This window comes from Apilactobacillus quenuiae, assembly GCF_002994005.1.
Classification (GTDB): domain Bacteria; phylum Bacillota; class Bacilli; order Lactobacillales; family Lactobacillaceae; genus Apilactobacillus; species Apilactobacillus quenuiae.
The window spans coordinates 227,232-246,095 of record NZ_POSN01000003.1 but is presented as its reverse complement, the minus strand read 5'-3'; the positions used below and the strand labels follow the sequence as shown (position 1 = coordinate 246,095).

The following is an 18,864-nucleotide window of genomic DNA, read 5'->3' as shown; positions in this document are numbered from 1 at the left end:
ATTATGTTGAAAAAATTAATAAGTACTTTAGCAATCATTACAATGACATTATCATTTAGTTATGTATCCTTTAATGCAGTAAGCAATTCTAATATTAATGTATATGCTGCACGCAAACATCACAAAATAAATGATACTGATGAAGGATTTTGGCAAAAATTTTGGGACGGATTAAAATACGTTCAAGAATAATTATAAATGAAAATTAACCTATAAAAAACAGACACATTAGAACGTGTCTGTTTTTTATTTATTTAAATGCACCTTGATAAATCCATCCTAAGTATTTACCTTCGTAATAACATTTATAATAATAACTATGCCAACCATCTTTTTTAGCCTTAGCAGTAATTTTTAACTTCTTATTAGCATATTTATGACCATGATAAGTCATCTTAATATTATTGAAATGACTATTAGTTACATGATTGTAGAAATTATTAACTGGATTGTGCTTAACTGTTTTATACTCGTTAGCTTTTCCATAATTAATATGTGGTCCTAAAGCATCACTACTAATCCAACCTAATAATTTTCCTTTGTAGTAACAACGATAAAATGTTTTACCATTAACGACTGCTTTACAATCAACATTAACCGTTTTAGCAAGATAACCTGAGCCATGATTTTTTAATTTATAATTATGAGCATATTTGTTATCTGCTGATACATGATCATAAAAATTCTCATTGAACTTGCTCTTAGTAGTAAATTGTCCACTATCACGATAATACTTAGTATTAGCTACTGGCTTTTGATTACCAATGAACCAATTACTCTTTTTAGATGTTAACAAACTCGAATCAATATATTTACCTAATGCTGGTGAGTAAAAATGATCAGTATATTGCCATAAAACATGTTCACGTGCTGGTTCATTTGATTGATATGCTGCTAACCAATAACCATCATAAGAACTGATAGCATTGGCCGCATACTGCAGCATAAAACTTTGATATGAATAGAACAATATCTTTTTATTTTTAGCTAGTGGTCTAAGTTCATTTACCCAAGCTAAAGTGGCAGCGTTAGTATCACCAGATTTAACAGTTTGATCTTCATAATCATTGACATAAAATCTAGCATTTGGTGCTCGATTATAAAGAACTCTCGCTTCATTTTTTGCATCATTAACACTTTCGTATTGACTGAATGAATATACTCCATATGGAACTTTGTATTTGTCTAATAACTTCCGGTTATGCTGAAAAGTTCGATCATAATAAGCACTCCCATATTGAACTCTTAAAATTACAAAGGGCACTTCATTCTTTAAATTTTTAACTTGTGAATCCGTAAAATTACTCTGCCATTCAGATAAATCATAAACATTTCTTTGATTGGCATTTACGTTAGTTATATTTATGTATACAAACGATATAAATAACGCAATGATACTCATAAATAAATATTTCAATTTAAAATTTTTCAAAATAAATATCCTCCATCTACAATTTATATTGTAGATGGTTAATGTTTCATTAGTGATATAGTTAAATTACATTTTAAAATCAAATTATCACAAAGTAATTACATTTGGAGGACTTTATGAAATCATTGTTACAATCAGCTTTATATTTTTTGATAGGTATAATCTTATTAAAAATAGTTTTATACTTCATTAAAATGTTAAATTTAAATAATATATTTACCATAATATTATCTTTAATTGTCTCATCAATAATTATTACCATAGACATTATATTTTTTGAAAATGTTAAAAAATTACTTATAAAAAATAAAACTAATTTTCACAAGCATAATACATGACATTAATCTAAAAGCGTGGTAATTTGTATCTTGTAAGATATAAATAAAACATTAAATGAATTTGGAGGTACAAGTATGACAGTAAAAATTGGTATTAACGGTTTTGGTCGTATTGGTCGTTTAGCATTCAAAAGAATTCATGAATTAAAATCTGATGGTATCGAAGTAGCAGCTATTAATGATTTAACAACTCCTTCAATGCTAGCTTATCTATTAAAATATGATTCAACACATGGCAAGTTCCCAGGTGAAGTTTCATCAACAGATACTGGAATTGTGGTTGATGGCCATGAAATCCCAGTTTATGCTGAAAAAGATGCTGCTAACCTACCATGGGTTAAGAATGATGGTGTTGACTTCGTACTAGAATGTACAGGTTTCTACACATCAAAAGAAAAGGCACAAGCTCACTTAGACGCTGGTGCAAAACGTGTTCTAATCTCAGCTCCTGCTGGTGATATGAAGACAGTTGTTCCTGGTGTTAACTTGGATACATTGAATTCAGATGATCAAATCGTTTCAGCTGGTTCATGTACAACTGGAAGTATCGCAGCTACTGCATACTTCTTAAACAAGGACTTTGGAATTAAAGTTGGTTCAATGACTACTATCCATGCCTTCACTTCTACTCAAGCTATCTTAGATGGCCCTCGTGGGAAGAAGTTCAGAAACAACCGTACTGCTTCAGTAAACACTATTCCTCACTCAACTGGTGCTGCTAAAGCAATTGGTTTAGTTGTTCCTGAATTAAATGGTAAATTAGATGGTGTTGCACAACGTGTTGGTATTATTGATGGTTCATTAACTGAATTGACTGCCATCGTTGACAAGAAGAATGTTACTGCAGACGAAATCAATGAAAAGATGAAGAGTCATGCGGACGAAACATTCGGTTACAATGATGAACCAATTGTATCAAGTGATATCATTGGTGATACTCACGGATCAGTATTTGATGCAACTCAAACTAATGTTTCAACTGTTGGTGATGACCAATTAGTTAAAGTTTGGAACTGGTACGATAACGAATGGGGCTTCACTTGCAACATGGTTCGTACTTTATTGAAGTTCTCACAACTATAAAATTAATTGAAGGGTTCTTGGATATCTTCCAAGGGCTTTTTTTATTACATAACTTTTAATTGTACTAATTTATCCACATATAATTCAAATTATTCATGATTTAATAAATTTAAAATACTATTTAGTATAATTATCCACAATTTTATTAACATGTCTTAAAACTTAATTTTTGAACTGTAATTTAAAGACACAAAAAGAGCACTGATATTTTTAATCAGTGCTCTTTTTATTTTTCTTATCTTAAAATGTACGAACTGGTGTAATTAGTTCAACAAAATTTTCTTGGTCTTCTGAAGGAACTAATGTGAAAGGTCTTAGTGGTGATGTAAATGAAACATTGATCATCGTTTGACCGAATGCACGAAGGGCATCTTTCATATAATCAGGATTAAATGAAATTTCTAAATCTTCGCCGCTAACTTCTTTAGTATCAATTTCTTCTTCAACATTACCAACATCAGGTGAGTTACCTGAAATAGTAACTTTTTTATCATTAGCATTAATTGTTAGTTTAACAACGTTATTTCTTGATTCATGTGAAAGTAATGAAGCTCTTTCAATTGAACCTAATAATTCACGTGCATCAAATTGAACATTTGTTTCTGATTCTTTAGGAATCAAACGTGAAGTATCAGGGTAGGCACCTTCTAATAAACGTGAATAGAAGTAAGTATTTCCAATTGTGAATAATACTTGGTTTTCTGAAATCTTCATTTTCACATCTTCATTATCATCAGCAATCATTTTTGATAATTCTGACAAACTACTTCCTGGAATAATTACATCATATTCACCATTATTATCTGGTAAGGCAACTTTACGTTGACTTAGACGATGTGAATCAGTTGCAACCGCAAATAACATTTGATCTTTTAATACGAAATGCACACCTGTAAGAATAGGGCGGCTTTCTTGTTTTGAAACTGCAATAACGGTTTGATTGATAATTTCTTTAAATACATTACCAGATAATGAGATTTCATTTTCATTATCAATTTCTGGTAGGTGTGGATAGTCATTAGCATCTAAACCATTAATAGTAAATGATGATGATCCTGAAGTAATTTCAGTTTGAAAACCATTGCTTACTGATAAGGTCATTTTATCATTAGGAAGTTTTTTAACAATTCCACTAAAGAATCTTGCTGGTAATACAATACTACCGGTTTCACTGATATCTAATTCATTATCTCCATCACTAGCTTTAATTTGAGTTTCAATAGAAACATCAGCATCACTACCTGTAAGAATAATTTCATTATCAGTTACTGTTAATTTTAAACCAGTAAGAATAGGAATGGTTGTTTTAGATGATATTGCTCTTGATACAGTATTAATTTCTTGAATAAATGATGTTCTTTTAATTGAAAATTTCATTTTTAATTTCCCCCTGTTATTAATAATAATTAATATATAGTAAATACAGTAGTAGTAGGGCCTGTGGATATGTGTATAACTAAGCTAATCACTTGATATCATTAACTTTCATCCTGTGGATAACCTGTGGATAACTTTGCCTTTTTTCCACAAACGATAAAATTACCTTTTTAGTTCTTCTTTTAATTCATCAACTTTATTTTGTAAATTGACGTTATCTTTTAATGATTCTGATATTTTATCATATGCATGAATTACTGTGGTATGATCTTTTCCTCCAAAAGCTACTCCAATTTTAGGTAATGAATTATTAGTCATTATTCTTGCTAAATACATAGCAATTTGCCTTGGAATTACAATCTTTTGAATTCTTTTTTTACCCTTTATATCATCAATAGATACATTAAAGTATAAAGAAACTGTTTGGATTATTTTATCAATATTTACTTCGATTGTATTTTGACCCTTATTGAGTCCCTTTAATGCTTCTGACACTAAATCAGTTGTTATTTTAACATTTTTAAATTTAGCAAATGCTTGAACTCTTGATAAAGCTCCCTCTAATTCACGGACATTTGAATCAATTTGTCCAGCTATATAATTCAATGTATCAGTAGGTACATCAATCTTATCAGCTTCAGCTTTTGTTTTTAAAATAGCAATTCTAGTTTCTAAGTCGGGTGGAGTGATATCAACTGATAAGCCCCATGCAAACCTTGAAACTAAACGATCTTGTAGCTTTGATATCTCATTTGGTAAACGATCAGAAGTTAATACAATTTGTTTACGATTTTCATATAAATCATTGAAAGTGTGGAAAAATTCTTCTTGTGTACCATCTTTATCCGCAAAAAATTGAATGTCGTCCACAAGTAAAACGTCGACATTCCGATATTCTTGTCGAAAACTTTCTGTTTTATGATTTTGAATAGCGTTTATAAAATCGTTTGTAAAAGATTCACTAGTAATGTATTTAATATTGGCATCAGGATTATCTTTGATAATTTTATTACCAATTGCATGCATTAAATGCGTTTTACCTAATCCAACACCTCCATACAATAGTAGGGGATTATACATTTTACCAGGGTCTTCTGATACAACCAATGCCGCAGCATGCGCCATTTGGTTACCTTTACCAATGACAAATGATTCAAATGTGTAGTTTGTATTTAAATGAGTATTTTTCATTAGGTTACTACTTTTTGTATCTTCATCAATTGGATCAAAACTATCTTTTTTTTCATTCCTTATTTCGTCTTCTAGAACAAAGTTAGGAATAATATCTTTTTTTGTTATTTTATAAGCATATTCAACTAATTGGTCGGATAATTTATCTTTCCAATAGTCTCGATGAAGAGGGGAGGGGAGTTCTAAGGTTAGCTGATTGCCTTCCAGACTAACCGGTTTCACCGTTTCTATCCATGTTGAATAAGTCGTAGTTGAGACATTATCTTCAAAAGCATCACGGATTTTTTCCCATAATGAGTCTTTATTCATGAACTATTTCCTCCCACGCAAATTTCTTAAATAATTTTACCATTATAAAAAGAAGTTTTCCACAGGTAATTATTATTAATATAAAATGTTCCACAGGGTGTGCATAAAGTTTTCCACAGGGTGTAGATAACTTTATAAAATAATAATATTTTTGAGTTATTAACAGCCAAATGTGAATAAATAATTCTGTTGAATCATTGTTTTAATAATGATTTTAGATAGTTATGCACTACTTGTGGATAACTATATACACACCCTGTGATTATGTGGATAAGATGTTGATAACCCTGTGAATTAATATTTTTAAATCCACAGATTAATTCACAAAAATATGCATGAAACAAATTAAAATGTGGATAACATTGTGTTTTCAATAACCACCCTATTTTTAAATATATGTTTCATGATTTTATTTTTTATGGTATTATGTTTAAGAAATGTATTTAGCATAGAAAAGAAATATTTAAATAAATAAGGAGGGTTAGTAATGAAAAGAACTTACCAACCAAAGAGACGTAAGCATGCTCGCGTACACGGTTTCCGTAAACGTATGGGTACAAACAACGGTCGTAAAATTTTAGCTAATCGCCGTAGAAAAGGCAGAAAGTCATTAACTGTCTAGTATACTAAAGACCACTGACCACTTAATCAGTGGTCTTTTTCATTATATTGATAGAAAATTAACGGAGATGGATTATGCGTAAGTCATATCGTGTAAAGAAAGAAGCAGAATTCCAAAAGGTTTTTGAAAAACATGATTCAGTAGCTAACCGCATGTTTGTTGTCTATCAAATGGACAAACCAGATCAAAAACATTTTCGTGTTGGAATTTCTGTGGGTAAGAAGGTCGGTAACGCTGTACACAGAAACTGGGTAAAAAGAAGAGTTAGACAAACTTTGCTAGAGTTAAAGCCTGATTTAAAACAAGATGTTGATTTCTTAGTCATTGCTCGTCCACGTGTCGATGGTCTTTCAATGAAAGAAGTTAAGCAAAACCTAGTTCATGTTTTGAAGTTAGCAAAATTACTTGATGAGGGAGAATAATAAATGAAAAAATTCAAAAAATATTTTTCATTAGCTTCCATATTAGGTCTAGTATTCTTTTTAAGTGCATGTAGTAATAAACCTATTACTTCCCACAGTACTGGATTATGGGATGGAGTAATTGTTCTAAACTTCTCTAGAGCAATTATTTGGTTGTCAAAATTCTTTGGTAATAATTATGGAATGGGAATTATCATTTTCACCATTATCGTAAGAATCATTATCCTACCTTTGATGATTTATCAAACTAGGAGTATGAAGAAAACTCAAGAAATACAACCTGAGTTAAAGAAATTACAAAAAAAGTATTCTTCTAAGGATACTGAAACAATGCAAAAATTGCGTACTGAACAACAAAAACTATATGCAGAAGCAGGTGTTAATCCGGTTGCTGGATGTTTACCTTTGATTGTTCAACTACCAATTTTATGGGCTTTATACCAAGGAATTTGGCGTACTGATATTTTGAAGTCTGGTCATTTTCTATGGTTACAATTAGGACATAAGGATCCTTACTTTATTATGCCAATTTTGGCTGCTCTATTTACTTTTATTAGTTCATGGTTAGCAACCAAGTCACAACCTGAACAAAATGGAATGACTAAGTCAATGACTTATGGAATGCCATTAATTATTTTCTTCATGGCATTAAACATTCCGGCTGCGATTTCCATTTATTGGGTAGTAACAAACTTGTTCCAAGCTGGACAAACTTTAGTTCTACAAAATCCTTGGAAAATTCAAAAAGAACGTGAAGAAAAACAACTTGCTGAAAAGCAACGTAAACATGCTGTTCAAAAAGCAATAAGAAAAGCAAAGCGTTCACGTCGTAAATAAAATAATAAAAAGACTGGCTCAAAGCCAGTCTTTTTATTTATTTTAAATTACATAAATAGGTATCTTTATTATTAAAATTTATGATAATATAGACGGGTATGATTAAAAATAAAGGGAGAAAGCTTAATGTCAACATTTACTGCGAAAACAGTCGATGAAGCTATTGAAAAAGGATTATCAGAACTGAACATTGATAAAGATAATTCTAAAATTAATATTGTTCAAAAAGGCCGCAAAGGTTTTCTTGGAATTGGTAAAAGAAATGCTATCGTTGAGATTGATAAAATTATCACTCCTCAACCTAAAAATACTAATAACGATGAACAGAAAAATAATAATTCAAAATTAGAAGCTCATTTAGATGAAGAAAAAACAAAAACAAGAAAAGATGCTAACGAAGAAGCAATTGAAAGTTTAGTTGGTTATTTAAAACCGATTGTTAATGAATTAGGAATTGAAGCTACGTTAGATTATGAGGTTATTAATCGTAAATTTGCTCGAATTAATTTTAAAACTGATCAAGAAGGAATCTTGATTGGTAAACATGGTTTAACAATTAATGCATTACAATCATTAGCACAGATTTATTTGAACCATTTAGGCTTTAGTCGTCTATTAATTCAGTTAGATACGGCTGACTATCGCCATCGTCGTGTTGAAACATTAAAAAAATTAGCTGAAAAAACTGCACGTGAAGCAGTGGCTACTGGGCAACCAGTTTATTTAGATCCGATGCCTTCATTTGAAAGAAAAGTTATCCACACGCAATTGGAAAATAGTTCACATGTGGAAACTTATTCTTCAGGTCGTGACCCATATCGTTCAGTGGTCGTGGAAGCAAAAATTATTTAACTTAAAAATTGACAAATCGAAATAAAATTCTTATCATTATATTTAATAGTAAAAACGAAAACCTAGATGAAGTAGTCAAAGTGCTTTGTCCATGCTTATTTATTGTGGCGTGGAGTGGGCACTTTTTTTGTGCACATAACTACGTTTTATTTAACAGAAAGGGAGAAAAACATGGCAACAACTACAGATTTTGATACAATTGCCGCAATTTCAACACCACCTGGTGAGGGTGGAATTTCAATCATCAGAATTAGTGGTGAAGAAGCTTTACAAGTTATTTCCAAAATTTATCGTGGAAAGGATTTAAGTAAAGTTGCTTCGCATACCATTAACTATGGACACATTATGGATCCTGAAACTAAAGAAGATATCGATGAAGTAATGGTTTCTGTAATGTTAGCACCTAAAACTTATACTTGCGAAGATGTAATTGAAATTAATTGTCATGGTGGAATTGTTGCTACTAATACAATTTTACAATTAGTACTTAGTTATGGTGCTCGTATGGCTGAACCTGGTGAGTTTACTAAACGTGCATTCCTAAATGGTCGAATTGACTTATCACAATCTGAAGCCGTTATGGATATTATTGATGCTAAAACAAATCGTTCAATGAAAGCTGCTGAGGGTCAACTAGATGGTAACCTATCACGTCTAATTAGAACCTTAAGACAACAAATCCTTGATGTCTTAGCCAATGTTGAAGTTAACATTGATTATCCAGAATATGATGATGCTGAAGTTGTTACTTCCAATTTATTAATGAAAAATGCTAAAGACATTAAAACAAAAATTATTAAATTGCTAGAAACCTCTAAACAAGGACAAGTACTACGCGATGGCCTAGCAACTTCAATCGTAGGTCGTCCAAATGTTGGAAAATCAAGTATTTTAAATCATTTACTCCATCAAGATAAAGCTATTGTCACTGATGTACCAGGAACTACTCGTGATGTATTAGAAGAATATGTAAATGTACGTGGAGTTCCTTTGAAGTTAGTTGATACTGCTGGAATCAGAAAAACTGAAGATAAAGTGGAAAAAATTGGGGTAGAAAGATCTAGAAAAGCGATTCAAAGTTCAGATTTAGTCTTACTAGTTCTAAATTCCTCTGAAGCATTATCCGATGAAGATAAACAATTAATTAAGCTAACTGATAATTCCAAACGAATTGTTATTTTGAATAAAACTGATTTACCACAAAAAATTGATATTGATGAAGTAAACCAATTAATTGGTAAAGAAAATATTATTACAACTTCAGCAATTAAAGATGATGGAACTGAGCCATTAGAAGAAATGATTGCTCATTTATTCTTTAATGAAGGAATTCAAAGTTCACAAGCCGATGTAATGGTTACTAATGCTCGTCATGTAAGCTTGCTGCATAAAGCTAAAGAATCATTAAACAATGTTATTAGTGGTTTAAATGATGGAATGCCAGTTGATTTAGTTCAAATGGATATGCGTGACTGTTGGGAATCATTAGGTGAAATCACTGGTGATAGCTATAATGGTGAACTATTAGATCAGTTATTTAGTCAATTTTGTTTAGGTAAATAAGTATTGTTTCACGTGAAATAATGACGAAAAAATAAAACGTTTCACATGAAACATTTACGTTTATGGAGGAAAAATGAATGAGTGAAATCGTAAGTGAAGAAAACATCCAATACGATGCCGGCGATTATGATGTAATTGTTGTCGGAGCTGGTCATGCTGGAAGTGAAGCTGCGCTAGCTTCAGCTAGAATGGGCAATAAAACAATGTTAATCACTATTAACGTTGATATGGTTGCATTTATGCCATGTAATCCATCATTAGGAGGTCCAGCAAAGGGAACGGTTGTCCGTGAAATTGATGCCCTTGGTGGTGAAATGGGTCGCAACATTGATAAAACATACATTCAAATGAGAATGTTAAATACTGGTAAAGGGCCTGCTGTTCGTGCTTTACGTGCACAAGCAGATAAACATGCTTATCATCGTGCAATGAAACAAACCATTGAAGAACAATCTAACCTAACTTTACGCCAAGGCATTGTTGATTCTTTAATTGTTGAAGATGGCGTATGTAAAGGAATCGTTACTTATACAGGAGCTAAGTATACTGCTAAATCAGTAGTTATTTGTGCAGGAACTGCTGCTCGTGGACGTATCATTATTGGTGAATTAAGATATTCATCAGGTCCTAATAATTCACAACCAGCTTTAAAATTATCAAAGAATTTAGAAGATTTAGGCTTTGATCTAAAACGTTTCAAAACTGGAACACCACCTCGTGTCAATGGTCGTACCATTGATTTCAGTGAAACTGAAGAACAACCAGGTGATCCAGAAGTTAATCACTTTAGTTATGAAACCCCTGATGAAGACTATATTCCAGTGAAAGATCAATTATCTTGTTGGTTAACTTATACTAACGAAACTACTCACCAAATTATTCGCGATAATCTAGATCGTGCACCAATGTTTACTGGTGTAATTGAAGGAGTGGGGCCAAGATATTGTCCATCAATTGAAGATAAGATTGTTCGTTTTGCTGATAAGAACCGTCATCAAGTATTCTTGGAACCAGAAGGTCGCGACACTAATGAATACTATTGTGATAGTTTATCAACATCATTGCCTGAAGAAGTGCAACAAAAGATGTTGCACTCAGTTGAAGGATTACATCATGCTGAAATGATGCGTCCAGGTTATGCAATTGAATATGATGTGGTTGCTCCTTACCAATTAAAACCAACATTTGAAACTAAATTGGTTAAGAATTTATATACTGCTGGTCAAACTAATGGGACTTCCGGTTATGAAGAAGCTGCTGGGCAAGGATTATATGCTGGAATTAATGCTGCTTTACGTGCGCAAGGTAAAGATCAATTTACCCTAAAACGTGATGAAGCTTATATCGGAGTATTAGCTGATGACTTAGTAACTAAGGGGACCAATGAACCTTATCGTTTATTAACTAGTCGTGCCGAATATCGTCTATTATTAAGAAATGATAATGCTGACTTTCGTTTAACTGAAAAAGGTCATGATTTAGGGCTTATTTCTGATGAAAGATATAATAAATTCTTAGACAAGAAAAAGGCTGTTATGGACGAATTAGCGCGTTTAGATAAAATTAGAATTAAGCCTAGTGATGAGGTTAATAAATTTGTCGAAGAACATGGTGATAAACCATTGAAAGATGGTATTCTAGCATCTATCTTCTTGCGTCGTCCATATGTAACTTATCAAACTTTATTACAATTTATTGAACCAGCACCTAAGCCATTAGGCCGTCGTGTAATTGAACAAGTGGAAATTAGAACTAAATATGCCGGATACATTAAGAAAGCTGAACAAAATGTTGCTCGTATGAAGAAAATGGAAGCTAAAAAGATTCCAGAAGATATTGATTACGAAGCTATCGATAGTTTAGCGACAGAAGCTCGTCAAAAGCTTGAAAAGATTAGACCACAAACAGTGGCGCAAGCTTCAAGAATTTCTGGGGTTAATCCATCTGATGTTGCTATTTTGGGTGTTTATATTCAACAAGGCCATATTGCAAAAATTAATTCAGAAGATAAATAAAAATAAAGAGCTAAGCAATATTTTCATTGCTTAGCTCTTTTTAGTAAAAAAATATCAGTAAATTGTCTATAATAAAAAGTAAAGTTTCTACAAGGGGATTATATTAATGACGGAAATAGATAAATTAAATAATGTTGAATGGTATTGCTATTCTGATCCTAAGATTGTGAATCGTAAGTTAAATGCAGCTAAAATTTGTGAAGAATATAATATTTTAGATCCAACTGATAATGAAAAACGAAATAATAAAATCAAAAAAATATTAGGTGGCTTTGTTGATCAACCAGCAATTCAGGCTCCAATTCATTTTGATTATGGAAAAAATATTTATGTTGGGAAAGATTTTGCTAGTAATTATAATTTAACTATTTTAGGGATGGCTACTGTAAAAATTGGTGACCATGTCATGATTGGTGCGAATGTTGATATTTATACTGTAAATCACCCAATGAATGTTGACGGTCGCAGAAAACATCTTGCCAAAGCCATTCCAGTTACGATTTGCAACGATGTATGGATTGGCGGGCATGTAACTATTACCCCAGGGGTAACAATTGGAAACAATGTGATTATTGCTGCAGGAGCAGTCGTTAATAAAGATGTTCCAGATAATAGTTTGGTTGCAGGAGTTCCTGGTAAAGTAATTCGTGAATTAAATTAATTTTAATAATGATATAATAATTTGTAAAAGACGAATTAAAGGAGCTCTGAAGATGAAAAATAAATATATTAAAGGAACAATTGATGTTGTATTATACATAATAATTATTGCAATTATTTATTTGATTATTCAACATTTTTTAGCTTTCGTTAAGGTTGATGGAAATTCAATGTATCCTAACTTAGATGACAAACAAAATGTTTTAGTATTTAAACAGTCTAAAGTTAAGCGTAACAGTGTTATTGTTTTTGATGCTTATGGTGAAGATCCAACTCAAATGAGTAAGATTAATTTTGTCAAACGAGTAATTGGTATGCCAGGGGATAAAATTTCATTCCACAATCATCAGTTATATATTAATGATAAGGCTGTCAAACAAAACTATATTGACAAAGAACAGCAACAACAAGGTTCAGAATATAAGTTGGGTAAAAACGATATTTTAAAGAATTGGGATATTCCAACTTTATCAAAAACTAAGTGGGTCTATGATAAAAACGCTACAGTTGTACCTAAGGGTCAATACTTTGTGATGGGTGATAATCGAGCAATCTCTAATGATAGTCGTTATTGGGGCTTTGTTAAGAAAAGTAAGATCTTAGGTGTGGTGCATACATTCCCATGGTCAACTAACAAGAATGCTCGTTATAATATCAATGATTTGTCCGAATAATATTAATATTTAAAAGTCTCAAATAGTGATACACTGTTAATATAATTGTTAGGAGAATTAATAATGAATAGTAGATTTTTTAAAGAAACTTTAAGCATTTTAATCTATGTTGTAATTGGGGTTGTTTTGTTTTTTATCTTTAACCATTTCATTACAAGAGCTAATGTGGATGGGGATTCAATGTATCCCAATTTGAAAAATAATGAAAGTATTCTTGTTTTTCGTCAAGCAAGAGTAAAACGTAATAGTGTTATTATTTTTAATGCCCATGGTGAGGATCCTACAGCTACACAAAATATTAACTATGTAAAACGTGTGATTGGGATGCCAGGGGATAAGATTTCTTTTAAGAATGAACAATTATACGTTAATGACAAGCCAGTTGAACAAAACTATATTAATAAAGAACAGCAGCAACAAGGTTCCGAATATAATTACAATGGCTCAAATATTAAGAACTGGGATATTTCTAAACTGTCTAAAACAAAATGGACATATAATAAACATGCTACAGTTGTACCTAAGGGTGAATATTTTGTAATGGGTGATAATCGAGCAATCTCAAATGATAGTCGTTATTGGGGATTTGTTAAGCAAGATAAAATCTTAGGTGTTGCCCATACATTCCCATGGTCAACCAATAAAACTGCTCGTCATAATATCAATGACTTAGCTGAATAATAAAAAAGCACCGCTTATAAAGCGGTGTTTTTATTTATTACGACTAAAATTAATCTTTTGATTAATATGCAAAACTTTATGATGTCCCTTAACTCTTCTTAGTTGGTTAATAGGAACATAACCATCCATTTTCTGAATGTAGCAAAATCTAATGCCATTATATAGGATTGAATATCCAGGTTTTATTTTCCCTAAACGTTTAAAATTATGGAAATGCATCATTTTATTTCCACGATTAGAAACGATGTATTTATATACGTTAGTATAATCATTACGATTGGTATATATATTGTTTGCGGATGCGCGATTATTGGTCAAAATTAGACCTAAAGTGACAACTGTAAATAGGGATAAGACAAGTGCAAATCTCTTCATAATTATATATAATTCCTCCAAAAAAACTATAAACATAACTAACTTCTAATTTACCAGTAAAATAAAAAATATCAATATTATAATATCATTTTTAATGTATTCTTAATAAATTATTCAATTATCCATACATTGACAACGTTTATCACAAAACATATAATGATTCCAATTTAAAGATTAAAAAAAGATTAGAATATTATGATAAAGATGAGGTGTTGTAATCAATGGATAATAAAAAAGTTTTAGAAAATGAATCACATTCACTAGCTAATGCATCAAGGATTAATTATTTTGATTTAGTAATTGAGGCTGGTAAAGGGGCGACTTTGACTGATGTGAATGGTAAAAAATACATAGATCTACTTGCTAGCGCATCGGCTACCAATACTGGGCATTCACATCCACACGTATTTGAAGCCATTACTAAGCAAGCACAAAAGATTATCCAATATACTCCAGCTTATTTTGCGAATGTCCCAGCAGCACAATTAGCCAGTCGTTTAACAAAGTTAGCGCCAATTGATGGCCCAGTTAAATTAGCTTGGGGTAATTCAGGTTCAGATGCAAATGATGCATTGATTAAATTTGCACGTGGTTATACTGGTCGTACCAATGTAGTAAGTTTTACAGGCGCATATCATGGCTCTACATACGGTTCAATGAGTGCCTCGGGTGTTAGTTTAAATATGAGTCGTAAAATGGGGCCATTATTGGATGGATTTTATAAAGTGCCATTTCCTAGTCCATGGTATCGACGCGATTATGAGACCAAAGATCAATTTATTGACCGGATGTTTGATGAATTTAAATTGCCTTTTGAAAATTATTTGCCAGCAGATGAAGTGGCAGTGATTTTAGTAGAACCCATTCAAGGTGATGGTGGGATTGTAAAGGCACCGACAAAATATTTGGAAAAGGTTTATCAATTTGCTCATGATCATGGCATTCTATTTGCCGTCGATGAAGTTAATCAAGGAATGGGACGAACTGGTAAATGGTGGTCAATTCAAAACTTTCCGGGACTTAAACCGGACTTAATGTCAGTAGGAAAGTCATTGGCATCAGGTTTGCCATTGAGTGCAGTTATCGGGAAGCAAAAAATCATTGATTCATTGGCAGCCCCAGCAAATGTCTATACAACTGCTGGCAATCCAGTTACGACAGCTGCTTCCTTGGCTACTTTGGATGTAATTGAAGATGGGCATTTATTACAACGAAGTCATGACCTAGGTATCAAAGCGCAGAAGTTTTTTGAAGAAATGCAGCAGCAATATGATTTTGTTGGCGATGTCAGAATGTATGGATTAGATGGTGGAATTGATATTATTAATCCAACTACTAAAAAGGCTGATACACAAATCGCAACTAAATTGATTTATCGGATGTTTGAACTAGGCGTCGTAATGATTACCGTTAGAGGGAATATTTTGCGCTTTCAACCACCATTGGTTATTACTGAAACAGAGTTACAAAAAGCATTTGAAGTAATTAAAAAGGCAATGCAAGATGAAGCTGATGGTAAAATTGCATTTAATGCTAAAATTGGTTGGAGTGCAGATTAGTTTCAAATAGTTTGTCTTGTGATAACCTAATAAATAACGAAAATAATTGGAGGTCTATTTATGGCTGATTCAAAATTAACTAAACAAGATTTTGATGCAATGCGTGAACAATATGCGAAATATCCACGCGCAAAAGTAATTCAAAGATCCATTATGCAAAATGGAATCAATAATACTGCAAAAGATAATACCGTTCCTGCAAAATTAAATCGTAGTTTTTCTGTTGAAATTGATACGGGTAAAGTATCCAATCAAAAACGCTCCGGTCGTTGTTGGTTATTTGCTTTACTAAATACGCTAAGACATGATTTTGCTAAACGTTATGATGTAAAAGATTTTGAATTATCACAAAGTTACCTATTCTTCTGGGATAAGATTGAACGTGCTAATATTTTCTTCGATAACATTATTGCGACTGCTGGCAAACCGGTTGATGATCGTGAAGTCCGTACCTATTTAGCTGGACCTGGTAGTGATGGTGGTGAATGGGCAATGGCTGTGGCTTTAGTGCAAAAATATGGAGTAATGCCTACCTATGCTTTTCCTGAAAGTAAAGTGACTGATGATACGTCTGATTTAAATGATGTATTGGACCTTACCATGCGTCGTGATGCTAAAATTTTGCGTGACATGGTTAATGGGGATGCATCTGATGATGAAATCAATGCTAAACGCGATGAATTATTGCGTGAAGTCTTTAAAATCGCAGGTTATGCTTGTGGTGTTCCACGTGAAACATTTAACTTAGAATACCGTGATGACAAGAAAAAATATCATTTAGATCAAGATATTACACCTAAAGAATTCTTTGATAAATATTTTGAAATTGATCTTGATGATTATGTTGTAATTGAAAATGCACCTAATAAGAAATTTAAACAAAATTATATTAATCCGGCATCTGATAATGTTGTAGGTGGCCGTCATGTGGGCTTCTTAAACATGCCAATGGATGTTTTGAAAAAGACCGCTATTAATCAATTAAAAGATGGTGAAACGGTTTGGTTTGCCAATACAGTTACTACGCAATCAGATCGTAAGGCTGGTATTTTAGACGCTGATTTATATCATTATGATCAATTGTTTGATATTGATATGGATATGACTAAAGGGCAAAAATATGAATATTTAGATAGTATTTCCAATCATGCGATGACCTTAACGGGAGTTGATTTGGTAGATAATAAACCTACTAAATGGAAAGTTGAAAACTCATGGGGTGAAAAAGTCGGTGAAAAAGGTTACTTTGTAATGGCTGATAATTGGATGGATGCCTATGTTGATGAAGTAATTGTAAACAAAAAATACTTAACTGATGAACAACGTCAATTGCTAGACCAACAACCAATCGTATTAAAACCTTGGGAATAATGATAGGAGTGTATCTAAATGAATGATTCAAAATTAAGTATTGAGTACTTAAATGACTTAAGAAAAGATTATGATAGTAATCCTGAAAATAAAATGTTAGAACGAGCAGTTACGCAAAATGGTATTAATAATGTTGCTCGTGATCCTGAAACTAAAATTAGAATGAATCCAGTTTTTTCAGTGGAAGCAGACACCGGAAAAGTATCTAATCAAAAACAATCTGGTCGTTGCTGGATGTTTGCGTTATTAAATACTTTAAAGCATGAATTTGGTAAAAAATACGGGGTTAAAGATTTTGAAATGTCTCAAAATTATTTATTTTTCTGGGACAAAATTGAACGTGCTAATATTTTCTATGACAATATTATTGCGACTGCTGGTAAACCGGTTGATGATCGTACCGTTGAGTTTTATTTAGCTGGACCTGGTACTGATGGAGGTCAATGGGCAATGGCAGTTTCATTAGTACAAAAATACGGGGTAATGCCAAAAAGTGCCTTCCCAGAATCTTCAGTTTCTGAGAACACTGGTGATTTAAATACAGTTTTAAATTATAAATTACGTCAAGATGCCATGAAATTAAGAAATATGGTTAATGATGATGTTAGCGATGAAGATATTAAAGCGGCTCGTAGCCAAATGCTATCAGAAGTTTACCGGATTACTGCTTATTCATTGGGTGTTCCACGTGAAACATTTGATTTTGAATACCGTGATGATAAGAAGAAGTACCATATTGATCGTGATTTAACACCGAAAGCATTCTTTGATAAATATTTCTCAGATATTGATTTAGATGATTATGTAGTGCTAAGTAATTCACCGGATAAAGATTATGAAAAAGTTTATAGCATGAGTGCTCAAGATAATGTTGTTGGTGGCCGTAACATTGAATTCTTAAACTTGCCAATGGAAGATTTAAAGAATGCATCAATTGCCCAATTGAAAGATGGTCAAGCAGTTTGGATTTCTAATGATATTGCTCAACAATCAGAAAGAAAAGCAGGGTATTTAGATTCTAATTTATATCGCTATGCCGACTTATTTAACATTGATTTATCAATGAGTAAAAAGGATCGCTTTGCATATCATGATGCTGAGGTTTCCCATGCAACGGCCTTAACTGGTGTTGATTTAGTCGATGATAAACCACGTCGTTGGAAGATGGAAAACTCTTGGGGTGCTAAGAATGGTTTTGATGGTTACTACACCATGGATGATAGTTGGATGAATGATTATGTCTATGAAGTTGTGGTTAATAAAAAATATCTATCAGATAAACAAAAAGCAATGTTGAATCAAGCTCCAATTGAATTGAAGCCTTGGGATTCATTGGAATAATTATATATAAAAAATAAGCTACCAAAAATGGTAGCTTATTTTTTATATATAATTTTGGTTTACTTGAATATTTTATTATGACTGTTATAATGGTATTTAATTAATGACTGGTTGACTTTTTTAGATTTTTTTACAAAAATAGTTTACATGAAAGGAGAGCTA

18 protein-coding genes are annotated in these 18,864 nt (G+C 32.1%); 14 read left to right on the top strand and 4 right to left on the bottom strand.

Annotation, left to right across the window (positions count from 1 at the left end; translation table 11 throughout):
• Nucleotides 1-3: 3 nt before the first annotated feature.
• Nucleotides 4-192, top strand: coding sequence for a hypothetical protein (locus C7N44_RS05375; RefSeq protein WP_157945052.1), 189 nt, complete (start codon nucleotides 4-6; stop codon nucleotides 190-192).
• Nucleotides 193-250: 58 nt separating this feature from the next.
• On the opposite strand, the gene C7N44_RS05370 is transcribed toward C7N44_RS05375, so the two are convergent.
• The gene (locus C7N44_RS05370; protein ID WP_105956885.1) at nucleotides 251-1,432 is read right to left on the bottom strand and encodes a GH25 family lysozyme; all 1,182 of its coding nucleotides are present in this window, start codon (nucleotides 1,430-1,432) and stop codon (nucleotides 251-253) included.
• Nucleotides 1,433-1,845: 413 nt separating this feature from the next.
• On the opposite strand from C7N44_RS05370, the gene gap reads away from it, so the two are divergent.
• Nucleotides 1,846-2,853 carry a type I glyceraldehyde-3-phosphate dehydrogenase gene (gap, locus tag C7N44_RS05360; protein WP_105956883.1) on the top strand — a complete coding sequence of 336 codons (1,008 nt, stop codon included), beginning with the start codon at nucleotides 1,846-1,848 and terminating at the stop codon, nucleotides 2,851-2,853.
• A gap of 240 nt (nucleotides 2,854-3,093) precedes the next feature.
• Here the strand turns inward: gap and dnaN are convergent, their stop codons facing one another.
• Nucleotides 3,094-4,230 carry a DNA polymerase III subunit beta gene (gene dnaN / locus C7N44_RS05355; protein WP_105956882.1) on the bottom strand — a complete coding sequence of 379 codons (1,137 nt, stop codon included), beginning with the start codon at nucleotides 4,228-4,230 and terminating at the stop codon, nucleotides 3,094-3,096.
• A gap of 162 nt (nucleotides 4,231-4,392) precedes the next feature.
• A complete protein-coding gene (gene dnaA, locus C7N44_RS05350) occupies nucleotides 4,393-5,730 on the bottom strand; it encodes a chromosomal replication initiator protein DnaA (RefSeq protein WP_105956881.1) in 1,338 nt (445 codons plus the stop codon).
• A 487-nt stretch (nucleotides 5,731-6,217) separates the two neighbouring features.
• Here dnaA and rpmH point away from each other — a divergent pair, with 487 nt between their 5' ends.
• From rpmH to lepB (C7N44_RS05305), 9 genes are all read left to right on the top strand, one after another.
• Entirely contained in the window at nucleotides 6,218-6,352 is a 135-nt protein-coding gene (rpmH, locus tag C7N44_RS05345) for a 50S ribosomal protein L34 (RefSeq protein WP_105956880.1), read from the top strand.
• Between the two features lie 74 nt (nucleotides 6,353-6,426).
• A complete protein-coding gene (rnpA, locus tag C7N44_RS05340; protein ID WP_105956879.1) occupies nucleotides 6,427-6,774 on the top strand; it encodes a ribonuclease P protein component in 348 nt (115 codons plus the stop codon).
• A 3-nt stretch (nucleotides 6,775-6,777) separates the two neighbouring features.
• A complete protein-coding gene (yidC, locus tag C7N44_RS05335) occupies nucleotides 6,778-7,611 on the top strand; it encodes a membrane protein insertase YidC (RefSeq protein ID WP_105956878.1) in 834 nt (277 codons plus the stop codon).
• Between the two features lie 126 nt (nucleotides 7,612-7,737).
• A complete protein-coding gene (gene jag / locus C7N44_RS05330) occupies nucleotides 7,738-8,463 on the top strand; it encodes an RNA-binding cell elongation regulator Jag/EloR (protein WP_105956877.1) in 726 nt (241 codons plus the stop codon).
• A 171-nt stretch (nucleotides 8,464-8,634) separates the two neighbouring features.
• On the top strand, nucleotides 8,635-10,026 hold the full coding sequence (mnmE, locus tag C7N44_RS05325) for a tRNA uridine-5-carboxymethylaminomethyl(34) synthesis GTPase MnmE (RefSeq protein ID WP_105956876.1): 1,392 nt from the start codon (nucleotides 8,635-8,637) through the stop codon (nucleotides 10,024-10,026).
• Between the two features lie 77 nt (nucleotides 10,027-10,103).
• The gene (gene mnmG / locus C7N44_RS05320) at nucleotides 10,104-12,041 is read left to right on the top strand and encodes a tRNA uridine-5-carboxymethylaminomethyl(34) synthesis enzyme MnmG (RefSeq protein ID WP_105956875.1); all 1,938 of its coding nucleotides are present in this window, start codon (nucleotides 10,104-10,106) and stop codon (nucleotides 12,039-12,041) included.
• Nucleotides 12,042-12,147: 106 nt separating this feature from the next.
• Nucleotides 12,148-12,702, top strand: coding sequence for a sugar O-acetyltransferase (locus C7N44_RS05315; RefSeq protein WP_105956874.1), 555 nt, complete (start codon nucleotides 12,148-12,150; stop codon nucleotides 12,700-12,702).
• 52 nt (nucleotides 12,703-12,754) lie between these two features.
• On the top strand, nucleotides 12,755-13,375 hold the full coding sequence (gene lepB, locus C7N44_RS05310) for a signal peptidase I (RefSeq protein WP_225362950.1): 621 nt from the start codon (nucleotides 12,755-12,757) through the stop codon (nucleotides 13,373-13,375).
• A gap of 63 nt (nucleotides 13,376-13,438) precedes the next feature.
• Nucleotides 13,439-14,056: a signal peptidase I gene (lepB, locus tag C7N44_RS05305; protein WP_105956873.1), complete on the top strand. Its 618-nt coding sequence runs from the start codon at nucleotides 13,439-13,441 to the stop codon at nucleotides 14,054-14,056.
• Between the two features lie 30 nt (nucleotides 14,057-14,086).
• Here the strand turns inward: lepB (C7N44_RS05305) and C7N44_RS05300 are convergent, their stop codons facing one another.
• Nucleotides 14,087-14,431: a hypothetical protein gene (locus C7N44_RS05300; protein WP_105956872.1), complete on the bottom strand. Its 345-nt coding sequence runs from the start codon at nucleotides 14,429-14,431 to the stop codon at nucleotides 14,087-14,089.
• 221 nt (nucleotides 14,432-14,652) lie between these two features.
• On the opposite strand from C7N44_RS05300, the gene C7N44_RS05295 reads away from it, so the two are divergent.
• Genes C7N44_RS05295 through C7N44_RS05285 form a run of 3 tightly spaced genes read left to right on the top strand, consistent with a single transcriptional unit; the run spans nucleotide 14,653 to nucleotide 18,702 of the window.
• Nucleotides 14,653-15,990, top strand: coding sequence for an aspartate aminotransferase family protein (locus C7N44_RS05295; RefSeq protein WP_105956871.1), 1,338 nt, complete (start codon nucleotides 14,653-14,655; stop codon nucleotides 15,988-15,990).
• Between the two features lie 60 nt (nucleotides 15,991-16,050).
• The gene (locus tag C7N44_RS05290; protein WP_105956870.1) at nucleotides 16,051-17,361 is read left to right on the top strand and encodes a C1 family peptidase; all 1,311 of its coding nucleotides are present in this window, start codon (nucleotides 16,051-16,053) and stop codon (nucleotides 17,359-17,361) included.
• A gap of 18 nt (nucleotides 17,362-17,379) precedes the next feature.
• Nucleotides 17,380-18,702 carry a C1 family peptidase gene (locus C7N44_RS05285; RefSeq protein ID WP_105956869.1) on the top strand — a complete coding sequence of 441 codons (1,323 nt, stop codon included), beginning with the start codon at nucleotides 17,380-17,382 and terminating at the stop codon, nucleotides 18,700-18,702.
• The last annotated feature ends 162 nt before the right edge of the window (nucleotides 18,703-18,864 follow it).

What these genes read in the sequence shown, in the direction of transcription:
- C7N44_RS05375 (WP_157945052.1), top strand. Translation starts at nt 4, where the DNA reads ATGTTGAAAAAATTAATAAGTACTTTAGCAATCATTACAATGACATTA.
- gap (WP_105956883.1), top strand. Translation starts at nt 1,846, where the DNA reads ATGACAGTAAAAATTGGTATTAACGGTTTTGGTCGTATTGGTCGTTTA.
- dnaN (WP_105956882.1), bottom strand. Translation starts at nt 4,230, where the DNA reads ATGAAATTTTCAATTAAAAGAACATCATTTATTCAAGAAATTAATACT.
- dnaA (WP_105956881.1), bottom strand. Translation starts at nt 5,730, where the DNA reads ATGAATAAAGACTCATTATGGGAAAAAATCCGTGATGCTTTTGAAGAT.
- rpmH (WP_105956880.1), top strand. Translation starts at nt 6,218, where the DNA reads ATGAAAAGAACTTACCAACCAAAGAGACGTAAGCATGCTCGCGTACAC.
- rnpA (WP_105956879.1), top strand. Translation starts at nt 6,427, where the DNA reads ATGCGTAAGTCATATCGTGTAAAGAAAGAAGCAGAATTCCAAAAGGTT.
- yidC (WP_105956878.1), top strand. Translation starts at nt 6,778, where the DNA reads ATGAAAAAATTCAAAAAATATTTTTCATTAGCTTCCATATTAGGTCTA.
- jag (WP_105956877.1), top strand. Translation starts at nt 7,738, where the DNA reads ATGTCAACATTTACTGCGAAAACAGTCGATGAAGCTATTGAAAAAGGA.
- mnmE (WP_105956876.1), top strand. Translation starts at nt 8,635, where the DNA reads ATGGCAACAACTACAGATTTTGATACAATTGCCGCAATTTCAACACCA.
- mnmG (WP_105956875.1), top strand. Translation starts at nt 10,104, where the DNA reads ATGAGTGAAATCGTAAGTGAAGAAAACATCCAATACGATGCCGGCGAT.
- C7N44_RS05315 (WP_105956874.1), top strand. Translation starts at nt 12,148, where the DNA reads ATGACGGAAATAGATAAATTAAATAATGTTGAATGGTATTGCTATTCT.
- lepB (WP_225362950.1), top strand. Translation starts at nt 12,755, where the DNA reads ATGAAAAATAAATATATTAAAGGAACAATTGATGTTGTATTATACATA.
- lepB (WP_105956873.1), top strand. Translation starts at nt 13,439, where the DNA reads ATGAATAGTAGATTTTTTAAAGAAACTTTAAGCATTTTAATCTATGTT.
- C7N44_RS05300 (WP_105956872.1), bottom strand. Translation starts at nt 14,431, where the DNA reads ATGAAGAGATTTGCACTTGTCTTATCCCTATTTACAGTTGTCACTTTA.
- C7N44_RS05295 (WP_105956871.1), top strand. Translation starts at nt 14,653, where the DNA reads ATGGATAATAAAAAAGTTTTAGAAAATGAATCACATTCACTAGCTAAT.
- C7N44_RS05290 (WP_105956870.1), top strand. Translation starts at nt 16,051, where the DNA reads ATGGCTGATTCAAAATTAACTAAACAAGATTTTGATGCAATGCGTGAA.
- C7N44_RS05285 (WP_105956869.1), top strand. Translation starts at nt 17,380, where the DNA reads ATGAATGATTCAAAATTAAGTATTGAGTACTTAAATGACTTAAGAAAA.